Annotated in this window: 12 protein-coding genes, 1 tRNA gene and 1 pseudogene; 6 read left to right on the forward strand and 8 right to left on the reverse strand. The window is 50.0% G+C overall.

The window, feature by feature from the left end:
- The coding region (locus lacNas_RS05970) for a mucin-binding protein (protein ID WP_444979753.1) at positions 1-2,949 on the reverse strand (2,949 nt) is incomplete at its 3' end.
- Here lacNas_RS05970 and lacNas_RS14580 point away from each other — a divergent pair.
- The gene (locus lacNas_RS14580; protein ID WP_373868163.1) at positions 2,921-3,328 is read left to right on the forward strand and encodes a hypothetical protein; all 408 of its coding nucleotides are present in this window, start codon (positions 2,921-2,923) and stop codon (positions 3,326-3,328) included. The two genes, lacNas_RS05970 and lacNas_RS14580, sit on opposite strands and share 29 nt — an antisense overlap.
- A gap of 47 nt (positions 3,329-3,375) precedes the next feature.
- Here the strand turns inward: lacNas_RS14580 and lacNas_RS14585 are convergent.
- The 4 genes and pseudogenes from lacNas_RS14585 to lacNas_RS05990 all read right to left on the reverse strand — a co-directional run.
- Positions 3,376-3,489: pseudogene (locus tag lacNas_RS14585) on the reverse strand (YSIRK-type signal peptide-containing protein); the annotation flags it as partial.
- Between the two features lie 351 nt (positions 3,490-3,840).
- A complete protein-coding gene (locus lacNas_RS05980; RefSeq protein ID WP_201332143.1) occupies positions 3,841-4,659 on the reverse strand; it encodes an oxidoreductase in 819 nt (272 codons plus the stop codon).
- 328 nt (positions 4,660-4,987) lie between these two features.
- Positions 4,988-5,060 (reverse strand) — tRNA-Thr (locus lacNas_RS05985).
- Between the two features lie 112 nt (positions 5,061-5,172).
- The gene (locus tag lacNas_RS05990) at positions 5,173-6,462 is read right to left on the reverse strand and encodes an alpha-amylase family glycosyl hydrolase (protein WP_201332135.1); all 1,290 of its coding nucleotides are present in this window, start codon (positions 6,460-6,462) and stop codon (positions 5,173-5,175) included.
- A 286-nt stretch (positions 6,463-6,748) separates the two neighbouring features.
- On the opposite strand from lacNas_RS05990, the gene lacNas_RS05995 reads away from it, so the two are divergent.
- Together lacNas_RS05995 and lacNas_RS06000 are read left to right on the forward strand one after the other, a co-directional pair.
- Complete coding sequence (locus tag lacNas_RS05995) at positions 6,749-7,984, forward strand: L-lactate MFS transporter (RefSeq protein WP_201332136.1); 1,236 nt, start codon at positions 6,749-6,751, stop codon at positions 7,982-7,984.
- A 109-nt stretch (positions 7,985-8,093) separates the two neighbouring features.
- Positions 8,094-8,525, forward strand: a complete 432-nt coding sequence (locus lacNas_RS06000; protein ID WP_201332137.1) for a helix-turn-helix domain-containing protein — start codon at positions 8,094-8,096, stop codon at positions 8,523-8,525.
- Between the two features lie 43 nt (positions 8,526-8,568).
- Here the strand turns inward: lacNas_RS06000 and lacNas_RS06005 are convergent, their stop codons facing one another.
- The gene (locus lacNas_RS06005; protein ID WP_201332138.1) at positions 8,569-8,862 is read right to left on the reverse strand and encodes a hypothetical protein; all 294 of its coding nucleotides are present in this window, start codon (positions 8,860-8,862) and stop codon (positions 8,569-8,571) included.
- Positions 8,863-9,150: 288 nt separating this feature from the next.
- Between lacNas_RS06005 and lacNas_RS06010 the strand changes: the two genes are divergently transcribed.
- Positions 9,151-12,291, forward strand: a complete 3,141-nt coding sequence (locus tag lacNas_RS06010) for a DUF3427 domain-containing protein (protein WP_201332139.1) — start codon at positions 9,151-9,153, stop codon at positions 12,289-12,291.
- Between the two features lie 80 nt (positions 12,292-12,371).
- Entirely contained in the window at positions 12,372-13,361 is a 990-nt protein-coding gene (gene galE / locus lacNas_RS06015; RefSeq protein WP_201332140.1) for a UDP-glucose 4-epimerase GalE, read from the forward strand.
- Positions 13,362-13,448: 87 nt separating this feature from the next.
- Here galE and lacNas_RS06020 read toward each other — a convergent pair whose 3' ends face one another.
- On the reverse strand, positions 13,449-14,291 hold the full coding sequence (locus tag lacNas_RS06020; RefSeq protein ID WP_201332141.1) for a C40 family peptidase: 843 nt from the start codon (positions 14,289-14,291) through the stop codon (positions 13,449-13,451).
- Positions 14,292-14,484: 193 nt separating this feature from the next.
- On the opposite strand from lacNas_RS06020, the gene lacNas_RS06025 reads away from it, so the two are divergent.
- The gene (locus lacNas_RS06025) at positions 14,485-15,855 is read left to right on the forward strand and encodes an amino acid permease (protein ID WP_201336363.1); all 1,371 of its coding nucleotides are present in this window, start codon (positions 14,485-14,487) and stop codon (positions 15,853-15,855) included.
- A 386-nt stretch (positions 15,856-16,241) separates the two neighbouring features.
- Here lacNas_RS06025 and lacNas_RS06030 read toward each other — a convergent pair.
- A partial coding sequence (locus lacNas_RS06030; protein WP_201346691.1) for a DUF956 family protein occupies positions 16,242-16,400 on the reverse strand: 159 nt, incomplete at its 5' end.

Genomic DNA, 16,400 nt, shown 5'->3' on the forward strand with positions numbered 1-16,400 from the left:
GTAGCCTGGTACGGTCGGAGTTGGCTCGTTTGGAGTCACCTTGGTTGGGTCATCTGGGTCATTCTCGTAAGTCGGCGTATCTGCACCTGGAATTGGCGTGTTGTTTTCATCTACAGGGATGATCTTACCGACCTTCTTGTAAGTGAAGACAGCAGTCTTGTCACTTTCATCGAAAGTACCAGTGGTATCAGTCGTATTAACCAAAACGTAGCCGGTGACCACCATGGCATCGCTCGTTACATCGTAGCTGTCACCAGTCTTGTACTCAGTCCCCTTCGTTACGCTCGGTGACAGTTCATTGCCATCTTCGTCGACAAACTTTTCAGTCAGACCATACTTGTTCTGAATGTAAACAACAAGAGTGTCCTTTGCAGGATCTTCTGGAGTTACCGTGTCACCGACATTGTTGTTCTTCGGCTTGTAGCCGTCAACATTTGGAACAGTTGGGTCAAGAACCTTGGTTGGGTCTGTTGGATCTGTCGTGTAAGTTGGCGTGTCGACACCTGGGATTTGGTTGCCGTCTTCGTCAACTGGGATCAACTTGCCGTTTGGAGTGTAAGTTACCGTTGTTTCGACGTCTGGGTTGTCTGGTGTTGCAGTTAAGCTGCCGGCAGTCTTTACGTCTGCGTGGTAGCCGTCAACCACTGGAGTATCGACAGCTTCGAAAGTCTTGGTGCCAGTCCAGTCAGTATATGACAATACTTCACCAGTTACCTTGTCGATCGTGACAGTCCGAGTGAAGGCATCCTTCTGAGTAACAACATTGTCTGCAGGAGTGTCGTCGCCTGCACCAACATAGTGGATGGTTTGGCTTGCATTCTTAACCAGGTTGCTCCGGTCAGTTTCACTTGAGTAAACCGGGCTGTTAGGGTCATTAGGATTGATCTTGTCACCTGGAGTTACTGGATCATCTGGCGTTACAGTAGTAGTTTGGTGGCCGTAGTAAACTTTCTCCGTCACGTCGGTAGTGTCGCCACTGACCGTTACTTTATCTACTGAGGCTCTGTCAGGAGCAGTGTAGCCATAGTCAGACAAATCGGCTGAATCCTGTTGCGCCCATTCTCCAGTCGTCCAGTTCTCAGCAAGAGTATAACTTGATCCGTCATCTGAAACCGTACCATAACCGATACGCGTACCCTTGTCGTCATAAATTGCTGACGCATTCAGAGTAGCAGTCTGGGTTACCGATGACTCAAGTGTTGACGGAATTGCTTCACCTGTCACACTGTCATAGTATTCGATCGTCCGCGTAACGGTCTTGCTTTCTGTTTCAGTATGATAGGTTACCTGTTCGTAAACGAAGTAGACATCGTTTACGGTGTTGGAGTTGATCGTCCCCTTAACATCAGACGGAGTCGTGTTGTAGGTAAATCCGTTAATGGTCGTCGTGCCGGCAGTGCCCAGAGACTTGTCAGATTTAACGTAACGGTAAGTCTTGCCATTAACCGTGATCGTGTCTGGGTGGTAGCTTGAGCCAGTAACATCATATGAAGTATTGTTGTTGGAATTTTCATACGCGGTTACTGGGGCTTGAATTGCAGTCCCATCACTGGTTACGTAATTGATGCGCACTTGACCTTGCGGAGCGTAGTAGTAATCAATTGTCTCTTGGCCCAGAGTTAAGCGGTTGTTCAGAAGCCAGTTCGTGGTGAAATTATTCCAGCCAGTCAGTTGATCATCCGTAAAGCCAGCTGCTATCAACTCATTATAGCCATCCGGATTGCCATCATAACCTGTTCTATTAAGGTTGACAGTATAGGCGCCACCTTTTACAGTCACCCCATTATAGGTTACTTCATTATTCCCAAGCACTGAAATCTCGCCTGGTTTTAACTCTTCGGTGCTAAAAATCGTTTTCCAAATGTCAGAGTTATTAATATCGCTAAGACTTGCACCAGCCTTGGCTACCCGCATTTCAATCCGGCATGTCCCGTCAGTAGCTGTAACCACTTCAACCCGAGCAATCTGTAAAACTGGATTGTCTGCTGTACCTGACAAGTTTTTGTTGCCAGTGATGTATACGTCACCGACTTTGTAGCTTCTTGCAAGTGTTCCGCTGGCAGACGAAGGAGCCGACGTCAATTCAAGACCGGTAAAGCTCCGTTCACCAGAGGCCGTATATTCATAGCCTATTCTCCCGGTTTCATCATAGGTTGCCAAAACGACATTGTTTCCAGCAGCATCCGTAGCGATGTAGCGCGTTTCCACCGTGCTGGCAATCGGATAATCAAAACCGATACCCGTGGCTTGCGTAATTTTAGATGGGTTTGCCGGTTCATACTCGTTAACCGAGTACCAAGTCCCAAGATTGGAAATAAAGTAAATCCCCTTGGATTCTACACCGTTTGTAACTGACGTAGTATACGAATACGTATAGTAAGTATTAGCACTCGTGTTCTGCAAGTAGCCGACTCTTATATTAGAATCGCCAGGTACAGAAGTTGTTTCCCAAAGGACACTGTCAGTATCTGCATCAACCAACTGGATGTAGATTGAGTCATTGTAGACACCGTTGTTTCCATTCTTATCTACTGAAACACGGATGTAGTAGTTGGTGTTGTATTCTTGATTGTAGCTGGTCAAGTCGGAAGCAGTTACCGGGCCTAGACTCAGAATCCCAAACGTATAACGCCCTTCAGTAGGATCGGCTTTGTAGCCCGATGGGATCCGAGTCTGATCTGCAGTAATACTTGCCCCATTAGCATCGCTCATCCCTGGAGTAACGTCGCTGTCGGTCAAACCAGCGGCTGTTCCTTCATCAGTAATCTTACCCTCAGAAATAAGCGCATCATCAGTAGTTGATGAAGCGGCAGCAACAGCTGATGTATCAGTCGATGATGAGTCAGTTGTTGACGTGTTAGTAGCAGCTGACGAATCAGTCGTTGACGTGCTATCAGCAGTTGATGAGTCGGTTGTTGACGTGCTGGTAGCGGTTGATGAGTCAGTCATTGACGTGCTATCAGCAGCTGACGAATCAGTCGTTGACGTGCTATCAGCAGTTGATGAGTCGGTCGTTGACGTGTTATCAGCAGTTGATGAGTCGGTTGTTGACGTGCTGGTAGCGGTTGATGAGTCAGTCATTGACGTACTAGTAGCGGCTGATGAGTCAGTCGTTGACGTGCTATCAGCAGTTGATGAGTCGGTCGTTGACGTGTTATCAGCAGTTGATGAGTCGGTCGTTGACGTGTTATCAACAGTTGATAAGTCGGTCGTTGACGTGTTATCAGCAGTTGATGAGTCGGTCGTTGACGTGTTATCAGCAGTTGATGAGTCGGTTGTTGACGTGCTGGTAGCAGTCGACGCAGTAGTAGCTGTTGCCACGGTCTGATCCGTTGTATCGGCTGATACAGGATTAGCTCCGGCATAAGTCAAGAAAGACAGTCCTAGCAGTACAGAAGCAGCACCAAAGCTAAACTTTCTGATACTAAACCGCTGCTTCGAGTCGCTCATTTTCTGCTCTTGAAGGCGACGATTATTTTTTGATACCATTTCCTATACCTCATAAAAACACAATAGACATTCCGCCCTAGTCGGAATCGAAACACAGCAATCGGTTCATTCACTTATACTTTTCACACATATTTGACTACAAAGTCCAGGCATCCCTCTCCAATCTTAGTAATTTACAACTGAACCATTTTCAAAAATTAGGATAATTAACTATATTTTTAGTCAATCAGCACTGTTTTCTTGACTGGCGAAAATAAGTTTTTGCCTATCCTATTGTATTTATTTTATCCTATTTTGACGATTTTGTTAACCGCTTACATAACGGCTGTTATTGTAAAATTTAGGCAAAATAAAAATCCGCAAATCTATCAAATTGCGGATTCATAAACTTTAAGATGCGTGAGTCATAATAAAATCGAACATCCGGGTTGGCAAAACCGTGTGCGCGAAAACCAACGGCTTGGCCCCGAAGCCAATCAAGTAGCGCGGACGCGGCCGGCGGGCGTTCACTGCCCGGCTGATGGCCCGGGTAACCACCTTCGGATCGCTCATCATGTTGCCGCTGTACTGCTTGTGCATCCCTGCCGAAACCCGGTTGGCGGTCTCTTCATAAGCTCCACCCTTGGCTGATTCTGCCAAGTGGTCAGCCGCGATGTGTCCCCAGTTGGTCTTGATGCCGCCTGGCTCGATCAATACGACGTTGATCCCAAACTGCTTGGTTTCCATCCGCAGGGCATCGCTGAAAGCTTCAACCGCGTACTTGGTTGCGTGGTACCAGCCGCCCATGAAGGAAACAATCCGGCCACCCATGGAAGAAATGTTGATGATCGTTCCTGAATGCTGAGCCCGCATGTACGGCAAAGCTGCCTTGGTCAAAGCTGCCATGCCGAAAAGGTTCACGTCAAACTGCCGCTTGGCTTCCGTCAAGTCAACGTCCTCAATAGCGCCGTAGCTGCCGTAGCCGGCGTTGTTGATCAAAACGTCCAGCCGGCCTTCTCTTTGAACGATCTCTTCAACCGTTTCTTTGCAGGAGCTCTCGTCAGTCACGTCCAGATGCAGCGGCGTTACCCCGTATTCCTTCAAGGAAGCCATCTTTTCCACCCGGCGTGCTGCCCCGTAAACCTTGTTGCCCTGCCCAGCCAGTTCCTTGGCTGCTTCATAACCCATCCCGCTGCTGGCACCAGTGATCAAAATAACCTTCTTTTCCATGTTCTTTACCTTGCTTTCTCTTGTTTTGTTTTCTTCTCTTGATTTGTTGATTACAGTATATCTGCGCAAAGGCAAAAACAGAACATCACTAGATGCCAGGCTAAAATCAATTCGTGCCATTCAGACGCTTTCGGCCGCCTGCCTGGTCTGCCGGCGGTAGGAAGTCGGCGACAGGCCCTTTTTGGCGGTAAAAATCCTGGTCAGTTTCTTTCCCACTCAGTATATTTCTAACTTTTTCAAAATTATTCAAAACAAGAAAAAAGCCTGTCACCCTGGGCTTTCTCAAGCTTGGATGACAGACTTCTTCAGAACTGTTTGATGTGATTAATGCCAATTATTGGAATCGAACCAACGACCTTCTCTTTACGAGGGAGATGCTCTACCAACTGAGCTAAATTGGCAATTTATCAACTCTTTCATTATAGCAAACAATCCGTTTTTGTCAAAAAAGTTTTCGCCTTTTTTCTAAAAAATTGCCAGCAAAAAAAGCGGCCCAAGCCGCTTTTCTTCTGTCTATTTCTTAATAACCGTGATCTCGCCGACCCGCATGATCCCTTCATAGACCTGCACGTCGCTTCCGTCATAGAGGTTCTTGTAGATCCCTTCCGGCAGCTTGGTCGGAAGCACCTGCTTCTTGCCGGTCGTGTTGAAAATCCCGATCAGCTGTTCTTCTTCATCGCCTTCACCAAGACTGTGGACGGCTTCTAAGACGCCTTTTCTGACTTCTTTAGCTTCATAGCCGCCCTTGGCCATGATCGGCAGGCGCTTGATTTCATGCATCTTCTTCAGCAGACCAGTCAAATCCAGGTCGCCGCTCCAGTCAACCGGGTCCTTGTCAAAGAGGGTCACGTGGTGAGCATCCCCCTTTTCTTCCCCGTTGTAGACCAGCATGGCCCCCTTCATGAAGTAGACGAAGGCCGTCATTGCCCGCAAAGCCGCCGGATCATCGATCATCCCGTGGGCCCGCAATACGTCGTGGTTTTCCAAAAAGTGCGCCTTGACGTAGTTTTCCGGGTAAATCCCTTCTTGCCGGTTAAGGCCGGCAAGGTAATCAGTCAGGTCCTTTTGCCCCAAAAGCGCGGCCCGCAGGTCAGCGTAGATGTCATAGTCATAAGTCATGTCAAAAGCCTGGTAGAGCTCAGAATCTGATCCGCCGACTGCCCCCTTGCTTCTCAAGAAGCGGATGAAGCCCGGGTCACCGGATTCCGCCAGCCAGATGGCCCCTGGCCGCACCTTGGCCACTTCTTCTCTGGCGTACTTCCAGAAGTCCACCGGCACCATCGGCGCCACGTCGCAGCGGAAGCCGTCCACGTACTTGGCCCACATGACCAAGGTCTCTGCCTGGTACTTCCACAAGTCCTTGTGCCTGTAGTCTAAGTCGATAACGTCGCTCCAGTCGCCCACCTTGTTGCCGAAGCTGCCGTCTTTCTTGTGGTAGAACCAGTCCGGGTGCTCCTTGGCCAAGACTGAGTCCGGTGAAGTGTGGTTGTAGACGCAGTCGATGATGATCTTCATCCCTTTGGCGTGAACATCGTCACACAGGCGCTTGAAGTCTTCCATAGTGCCATATTCCGGATTGATGGCCCGGTAGTCGGAAATCGCGTATGGTGAACCCAGGCTCCCCTTTCGCTTCTCTTTTCCTGACGGCTGGATCGGCAGAAGCCAGATGATGTCCGTCCCCAGGTCCTTGATCCGGTCCAGATCCTTCCGGACCCCTTCAAAGTTGCCCTCTGGCGAGTAGTTTCTTACAAAAATGCTGTAAATTGTCTGATTGCGCAAGTCGATCTTAGTATCGCTAGCCATTTTTTCCTCCTTGGCCTATGGCCACTTTTTTCTCACCTCTCTATCTTAGCGGTTTTACAAAGCGCTTTCACATTTTCTGGTCATGTTACCGGTAACTGTTTTAAAAAAAGTCCACTAGATTTAGTAGTATGGTTAGCGTTTCCAGCCCAAGATCTTGAAAATTTCGGCTTGTCCTTACATTGCTGACATGGTATCCTTAACACATCGAATGATATTGACCCTATTTAATAATATTGTTCGTGTATTGTCTAAAAGTCCAAAGATTTATAAGGAGAATATCTGAACAATGAAGACTAATCGTTACATTGTTGCTTTGGCGGGGGTCATGCTGCATCTGATGATCGGCTCAGTATACGCTTGGAGCGTCTACACTAAGCCAATCGCGGCACAGACCGGCTGGAGCGAATCATCAGTTGCATTTGCATTTAGTTTGGCCATCTTCTTCCTGGGGATGTCCGCGGCTTTCATGGGCCGCCTGGTTGAAAAATTCGGCCCGACCTTGACCGGGACTGTTTCCGCCATCCTTTACGGGAGCGGGATCGCCTTGACTGGCCTGGCTGTTCAAAGCCAGCAGCTCTGGCTCTTGTACGCTTCATACGGCGTCATCGCTGGTCTGGGCCTGGGTGCCGGCTACGTCACCCCGATCTCAACCATCATCAAGTGGTTCCCGGACAGACGTGGTTTGGCTACTGGCCTTGCCATCATGGGCTTCGGCTTTGCCGCTCTTTTAACCAGCCCGATCGCCCAATTCCTGATGTCAAGTGTCGGCTTGGCGGGTACCTTCTACATCTTGGGGGCCGGCTACTTCTTGGTTATGATCGTATCTGCCCAGTTTATTAAGCGGCCAACGGCTGAAGACCTGGCCAACTTCAAGAGCGAAGACAAGGAAGCTGTTTCCTTGACTGGCGGTTTGCAAATGACGGCCAACCAGGCACTGAAGACCAAGACCTTCTACCTGCTCTGGTTCATGTTCTTTATCAGCATCACCTGCGGGATTGCCCTGGTCTCCGCTGCTTCACCAATGGCCCAGGAACTGACTGGGATGAGCCCGGCTACTGCCGCTGTCATGGTCGGCATCATCGGCCTCTTCAACGGCTTCGGCCGTCTGGTTTGGGCAACCTTGTCCGACTACATCGGCCGACCTTTGACCTACAGCTTGATTTTTGTCGTTGACATGGCCATGTTCGTGATCTTGATCTTCACCCACTCCCCATTCATCTTCGCTGTAGCCCTCAGCCTTTTGATGTCCTGCTACGGGGCCGGCTTCTCAGTTATCCCGGCTTACCTGGGCGACGTCTTCGGCACGAAAGAACTTGGCGCCATCCACGGGTCCATCTTGACTGCCTGGGCAGCGGCCGGCATGATTGGCCCGCTCCTGCTCTCCTTCACCCACGAAGTTTTGCAGAGCTACTACATCACCCTGGCCGCCTTCATCGTCCTGGCTGGCCTGGCTCTCTGCGTCTCCTTCCTGGTTCAGCGGGAATTTGCCAAGCTGACCGACCTGGCTGACGAATTAGATTAATGAATTTTCAAGTTCCTGCTTAGGCGGGAACTTTTTCTTTCCCCCGCGAGCTTTTAAGCAGGCTAAAGGCTATAATATTATCGAAGAGAGATTGATGAGGGGGAAAAACATGATGCTTCCAAGCAAGCTGCGCGACCTGCGCAAGAAGCATGGCTTAAGCCAAAAAGAATTAGCAGAAAAATTAATGACCACGCAAGCCAAAGTGGCCAGCTGGGAAAACGGCGACAGCGTGCCCGATATCTCCTATATCGCCAAGCTGGCGGTTTTGTACGACGTGTCTGCCGACTACCTGCTGAAAGACGACAAGCAAGAGGGCCAGACCATCGAACCAGGCGAAGACATGGACCGGCCAAATAAGAAGGATGCTGATCCCAAGCGCATCGGCAGGATCAACAGCATCTACTGGACCATCGTCATCGCTGTCTACCTGCTGGCCAGCATTGCGACCGGCCGCTGGGCCACCAGCTGGGTCCTCTTTATCTTGGGGGGCGCCATCTGGCTCATCGGGGCCGGCTTTCACTGGATCAATTCGACTAAATAAGAAAGGAGCTGCTTCTTAAATAGAAGGCAGCTCCTTTTGCTTTTTATAAATGGTTGGTTGACATGATATAAAAGATAAGCACGGCCGCAATAATAATGGTAATTACCAAAGCCAAAACACTGGCTACTACAAAATTCAGACCATGCTTAGTAAATGTCATTAGAAGAATATCAGCTAGAAACATACCAGCAATTATTACAATCCAATTAGCTATGCTTGCATAGCCAAGATGAGAAAGTAGCAGAATCACTGGTAACGATGCAACCAGGCAAACTACGATTGCCCAATAAATCTTCGGTGGGTACATATGGGACAAGCGTTCCTGCATCTTCTTCATTCTTACTCACCCCTTATTTGTATTGATAACGCCAACCAGCATATTTCCAATGTCTAATCTTATAAACACGCCCAACTTTATATGTTTTCTGAATATTTAACACAACAAATTACTTCCTTTCTCTTTTTCACTATAACGCCATATATCTCGTTTGTTAAGTCATTTTAGAAAAGAATTAGCAGTAAGAAATTATTGTATTTTATATGATCAAAGTTTATCGCCTATTGATCATCATTTTCCCCGAACCTGATACAATTAAGGCAAAACACTTCAGAAAGCGGGAAAAACATGCTGAAAGACGGCCTTTACGAACAAATCATCAACCAGGAAATCCTGGACCAGCTGGAAAAACTTGACCCAGAGACCACGGATTATCAACTGGAAAATCTGGACGCTGATGACGCCCGCAAGCTCTTGACCATCTACCTCTCCCAGGTCATCCGGTCAGGCCTGCACTATCTGCGCGACAGCTTCAAATCCGGTGAAGATAAATCCGCCCTCACAGCCCAGATCCGCCTGGCCAATTCCATCGTCGATCAAGTCGCCCAGCACACCGACGAAGCCGACTACGAGGACCTGCAGATCCTGGAAAAGGGCGAAGTCCTGACCTCCATCTACCACAAGCTGACCCGGTCCCAGAAGATTACTCCCATCCGGCCCCAGACTTCCATAGTTGAAAATGCCCTTTTTACCGGCAGTAAAAATGAGCCCAGCATGCTCAGCGAAATCAAGAAGGAGATCGCCTCTTCCGACCAGGTCGACTTGCTCGTTTCCTTTATTAAGTGGTCGGCCATCCGCCCCCTTTTAGGAGATTTGGAAGCTTTTTGCCAAAAAGCCGGCCACCAGCTGCGGGTGATCGCGACAACCTATACCCAAGCAACTGACTACAAGGCTATCCTGACCTTGAGCCAGCTGCCCAACACTACAGTCAAGATCAACTACGAAACCGACCACGCCCGCCTGCATGCCAAATCCTACCTTTTCAAAAGAGAGACCGGCTTCTCCACCGCCTACATCGGTTCCTCCAACCTCTCCAGCGCTGCCTTGACTACGGGTCTTGAATGGAATGTCAAGGTCACTGAGCAGGAGTCTTTTGACATTGTCAATAAATTTGCCGTCTCCTTTGAGAGCTACTGGAACGACCCCTCTTTTGAAACTTTTGACCCGGATAAGGAAGACTGCCGGAAGAAACTGCAGACAGAACTGAACCGGCATAAGGAAAATACTTTCCACCTGGAGGCCACTATCCGTCCCTACAACTACCAGCAGGAGATCCTAGACCGGCTCCAGGCTGAGCGGGAAGTTTACGGCCATTATAAAAATCTCCTCGTGGCCGCCACCGGGGTGGGGAAAACCGTCATCGCCGCCTTTGACTTCAAGCGCTACTTGGCAGAACATCCCGACGCGCGTCTGCTCTTCGTCGCTCACCGGCAGGAAATCCTGGAGCAGAGCCTGCAGAAATTCCGCGAGGTCCTCAACGACTTCAACTTTGGCCACTTGCTGGTCGGCCAGTACAAGACCGACGATGTCAGCCAGCTTTTCGTCTCCATCCAGTCCTTCAATTCAGAAAAAATGGCCGACCTGCTGCCCAGTGACTATTACGATTTCATCATCGTCGACGAATTCCACCACGCCGCGGCCAAGTCCTACCAAAAGCTGCTCAGCCACTTCAAGCCCAAGATCCTTCTGGGCTTGACCGCCACCCCCGACCGGATGGACGGGCAGGATATCTTGCAGTACTTTGATGGCAATATCGCCGCCGAAATGCTGTTAGGCGAAGCTATCGACCGCCAGCTCCTCTGCCCCTTCCAGTATTTCGGGGTCACCGACAATGTTGACTACTCCGGCATGAAATGGAGCCGGGGCCAATACGAGGTCAGTGAACTGGAAAATGTCTATACGGCTAACGATGCCCGGGCCAAGTTGATTTTGCGCAGCCTGGACAAGTACAGCAACAATTTAGAAGATATCAAGGGCCTGGGCTTCTGCGTCAGCGTCAAGCACGCCGAATTCATGGCCGCTGCCTTCAACCAGGCCGGCATCCCTTCCGCTGCTTTGTCTGGCCAGACTGCCCAGGCTGACCGCCAGCAGGCTAAAGAGGATTTGACCTCCGGCAAGCTTAAGTTTATTTTTGTCGTTGACCTTTATAATGAAGGGGTCGACATCCCAGCCGTCAATACCATCCTCTTTTTGCGGCCGACCCAGAGTCCGACCATCTTTCTCCAGCAGCTGGGCCGGGATCTGCGGCTCAGTCCTGGCAAAGACTGCCTGACGGTTTTGGACTTTATCGGCCAGGCCAACCGCCACTACAACTACCAGGCCAAGTTCAAGGCCCTGACCGGGCCAGGCCACGCCCTGCCATATGAAATCCGCGAGGACTTCCCCCACCTGCCGGCGGCCTGCTATCTGGAGCTTGAGCCCGTTGCCAAAAAGTACATCCTGGCCAACCTCAAGCAAAACGCCGCCAACAAAAACGGCCTCACCCAGCGGGTGAAGACTTTTACCCAAGACACGGGCCTGGAGTTGAATCTGGCCAACTTCCTCAAGTCTTATGACTTGAGTCTTTATGACTTTTACCAAAGCAGCGGGGCCCGGTCGCTCTTTCGCTTGAAGAAGTGGGCCGGGTTGGTCAAGGACGACCGGGATGTGGACAACCAGGTCTACCAGAAGTTCAGCAGCTTTTTCCACATTGATTCCAAAAAGCTCCTCGACTACTGGCTGGACTACCTGGAGGCGCCTAAAGAAGCGGCTGACGAAAATGAACGCTTGATGCTGGGGATGCTCTACTACAGCTTCTACAAGAAAAAGCCGGCCCAAATGGGCTTTAAGAACCTGCATGAAGGGATCGGTGCCTTCTTAAAGGAAGACTTCGTCAAAGACGAGCTGGTGGAAGTCCTCCGCTACCGGCTGGGCCAGTTGACCGTCCTGCCGGAAGCTAACGAATATCCCTTCACCTGCCCCCTGGAAGTCCACTGCCACTACAACATCAACCAGATCATGGCGGCCTTTGACTACTTCAACCAGGACCAGTCCCCGGAATTCCGGGAGGGGGTCAAGTACTTCGCCGATAAAAAGACGGATATCTTCCTTATTAATCTGAACAAGAGCGAAAAAGACTTCTCCCCGTCAACCATGTACGAGGACTACGCCATCAACGCCCAGCTTTTCCACTGGCAAAGCCAGAGCCAGGACCGGGTCGCCAGCCCCAAGATCCAGCGCTACATCCACCAGGGCGAGACCGGCAACATGATCTCCCTTTTTGTCAGAGAGTTCAAAAAGCAGGGAAATTATACAGCTCCTTATACTTTTTTAGGCAACGCTGATTATGTTTCAAGCGAAGGCGAGCGGCCGGTTTCCTTTATCTGGCGGCTCCATCAGGCAATCCCGGCCAGTCTTTTGGCCAAGGCCAACAAGGCGATTGCCCTCTAATTGCTTCAGCCGGGGAAAGCAATTTCTGTTATACTAGGTATCAGTTAGGTTTTGCAAAAAAGTATAAAAAAGGAGTAAACATGAAAATTTTAGTTGTAGGTGGTGCCGGCTACATCGGCTCCCATGCTGTAAGACGTCTGGTTGCCGATGGCAACGACGTGGTCGTTTTGGACTCACTGTTCACTGGCCACAAGGAAGCCGTTGACCCAAAGGCCAAGTTTTACCAAATCGACCTGTTGGACACGGAAGCAGTAGCTGAGGTCTTGAAGAAGGAAGAGATCGAAGCAGTTATGCACTTTGCGGCATACTCTTTGGTCGGCGAATCAGTCAAGAAGCCACTGAAGTACTACAAGAACAACGTCTCCGGCATGATCAGCCTGCTGGAAGCCATGGAAGAAACCGGGGTCAAGTACCTGGTCTTCTCATCCAGCGCTGCTACTTACGGCATCCCTGAAAAGCTGCCAATCACTGAAGAAACTCCGCTCAACCCAATCAACCCATACGGCGAAACCAAGATGATGATGGAAAAGATCATGCACTGGGCTGACAAGGCCAACGGGATCAAGTCCATCGCTCTGCGCTACTTCAACGTGGCTGGGGCTTCTCTGGACGGATCAATTGGTGAAGACCACCACCCAGAAACCCACTTGATTCCTAACATCATGAAGGCTGCTTTGGCTGGCGCCGGCAACTTTACCATTTTTGGCGACGACTACAACACCAAGGATGGTACCAACGTCCGCGACTACGTGCACGTGGTTGACTTGATCGATGCCCACGTCCTGGCTTTGAAGCACTTGATGGAAACCAACCAAAGCGATGTCTTCAACCTGGGGACGGCCAACGGCTTCTCCAACCTGGAAATCTTGAAGGCTGCCATCAAGGTTACCGGCGTTGACATTCCTTATACTATGGGGCCACGCCGCGGCGGTGACCCGGACTCACTGGTTGCTGACTCAAGCAAGGCCCGGAAGGTGCTGGGCTGGAGTCCGAAGTACGAAAACGTCGACGACATCATTGCCAGCGCTTGGAACTGGCACCAAAAGCATCCTAACGGCTTTAGCAAGTAAGATAAAGAAAAATAGTGGAACTTCCTCAGATGGAAGGTCCACTATTTTTTTGCCTATAATTCGTATTCTATCTTTCGCTTCATCTCTCTAAAACAGAGAACCACACTTCTCGATCATCTGGAAGAGGTCAGCCCGGTAGTCTGGGTCTTCCTTACGAAGGCTGCTGATGGCTACCCCGAAGTGCTCCTTATACCCAGTCGAGTTGATGTACTTGCCGTGGCCCAGGTACATGGAAATATGTCCCGGGAAATAAATCAAGTCCCCAGGCCGCAGGTCTTCAAACTCGATCTCATGCACCGGCCAGGCTTCTTTGATTTCCGCGTCCCGCCAGAGCAGAACCCCATTCAGCATGTAGCTCATGAAAACCAGACCCGAGCAGTCGATCCCCAGGGGACTCTTGCCGGCCCAGCGGTACTGGCAGCCCAAATATTCTTTGGCGGTCTCCGTTACTTGCTTTCTGAAGCTCTCTTCATCTGGCTTTCCCTGCAATAAAAAGTATTCCGGATCAGCCGACCACAAGAAGTCGTCTTCATCCAGCCTAGGCCCTAAGGCAGTCTTAGAAACCCAGCCGCTTCGCCCGTCCAAGAGATTGACCCGGTAGTAGCCATCTACCAGTTCTTCCGTCACGTTGAGCAGGCTACCCTTGTAGACCGTCAGCAAAATGTCGGCTGAAACCTTGGGCTCTGACAAGACGTCAATTACTGCTCGCCGGATGAGCTTGACGGCCCGGTCCTTAACTTCCTCCAGGGAAACTGGCGTGATCGCGGACTTGGGAACATAGCCTTCATAGCCATAATGGCTGGTCACGTACCAGCAATCGGCTTTCTTTCCCGTTGCCTTGACGGCCCAGCCATATAACAGCTCATCGCTTCTTGATTTTAGGTCGTCTTCGACCATGAACACTGCCGGTTGATTGATCAAGCCGTACATTGCTTTTCCTCCTCATCTTTTACTTTTGCTTTTTCCTTCTTTATCCTAATCCTAAAGAATAAAGCGCTTTTTGGCAAGAGGACACAAGTGCCTAATTCTTAAGATTTTTTAGCCATGGGCGCGAATTCCTTAAATGAATTTCACTTTTCATTTACTTGTGTTAAAATATTTCATGTAACTCAATGGAGGTCTTATGGAAGAAAAGAAAACACAAAGTACTTACAAGCGTTCCTTAACCAACGCGCACATTCAGCTGATCGCCCTGGGCGGAACGATCGGCACCGGGCTCTTTCTTGGGGTCGGCAACAGCATCCAGAAGGCAGGACCAGCCGTCATCCTGATCTATATCATCGTCGGCCTCTTCCTCTTCATCTTGATGCGGGCCCTGGGCGAACTGATCTTATCCGATCTAAAGAAGCACACCTATATCGAGTTTATTGAAAAATACCTTGGCAAGGACATCGGCAAGGTGACCGGTTATCTCTACTGGCTCAGCTGGCTGATTCTGGCCATGGCGGAAACGACGGCTCTGGGCATTTACTTCAAGTCCTGGCTGCCCCACCTGCCAACCTGGCTGCCAGGGATCATCTCGGTCGCGGTTCTTCTTCTGATCAACTTGATCTCAGCCCGCTTCTTCGGGAATCTGGAATTTGCCTTTGCCATCATCAAGATCTTGATGATCGTCGGCTTTGTCCTCTTCGCGGCCTTCATGCTGCTGAGCTCTGGGTCGACCAAGTACGGCCAGGCAAGTTTCAGCAACCTGTACGCTGACGGCTTCTTCAACAACGGGGCGGGCGGCTTCTTGCAAGGCTTCCAGATGGTCATCTTCTCCTTTATCGGGGTGGAACTGATCGGGCTGACAGCTGCTGAAGCCAAGGACCCGCACAAGACCATCCGGAGCGCGATCAACGAATTGCCTTTGCGGATCATCCTCTTTTACGTTTTGGCCATTATCGGCATTCTGGTGATCCTGCCTTGGGACAAGGTTTCCACTTCCAGCTCACCATTCGTGCAGGCCCTGATGGGAGCCGGCTTTAAGGGAGCCGGCAACTTGATCAACTTCGTGGTGATCACGGCTGCTATTTCAGCCACCAACAGCTTCCTCTACAGTGCCGGCCGCCTGCTCTTCTCCGTTACTTTGGGCGGGGAAAGCAAGTGGAGCAAGTACTTCGGGCAATTAAACCACCGGCAATTGCCGATGAGAGCCCTGGTCTTCTCTGCTTTGATCATTGCCTGCGCGCCGCTGTTGACCATGCTTATGGGCGATGAAGCCTTCAGCTTCATTTCCTCAATCGCCACCAGCATGTTCCTTTTGATCTGGATCATCATGACCTTGACCCACCTGCGCTACCGGCAAGTTACGCCAAAGGACCAGCTGCACGAATTCCAGCTGCCGGCTTACCCGTTCCTTGACTACCTGCTCCTGGTCTTCTTCGGAGCTCTGGTAATCCTGCTTCTCTGCCTTGAGAGCTACCGGGTGCCAATGATCGCGGCTTTGATTACCTTCGCCCTGCTCTACGGCTTCAGCAAGGCCTTCAACAAGAAAAAGGAAGAAGCCAAATAACTTATGAGATACGGAAAAAGCTGACCTTACGGTCAGCTTTTTTATGTGTGTTTTACTTTTTCAACAAGAAGAGGCCGTTACGCTTAAGCAATTTGTTGACCAGCTTCTTCGACTTCTTAGAAAGATTATAGAGCTCTGCATCAGAGCCGCTTCAATCCGGAGCAAGGAGTAACGCTTTTTGTCTTTAAAAAGAACATTTACCCCGAGATAGTGGTCTGTCACGATCAACTTCTTGATGATCTCTAGCAAATCAGCTACAGGCAGCTTGGTCAAATCACGGTCAAGCAAGTCAGGATAAGCTTCTTTAGCCAGATCTGCATCTAGAAAAATATGTGTCTCATACCAAAAAAATAAGCCTGGATCAAAATCCAGACTTATCTTCCATTCTATTTCTTTTTGCGAGTAAAGAAGAGTTTAATCGTGCCCCAAACTCCCAAAGCCTGCCGCATGTGGTCGGCCGGGACGTACTTGCGGATAGCCCGCAGAGTTCTCTTTGGATCCTTAGTGATGAAGATGAACTTGCCATCTTTCTTGGTCCGAATTTC

Source organism: Lactobacillus nasalidis (assembly GCF_016587775.1).
GTDB lineage: Bacteria > Bacillota > Bacilli > Lactobacillales > Lactobacillaceae > Lactobacillus > Lactobacillus nasalidis.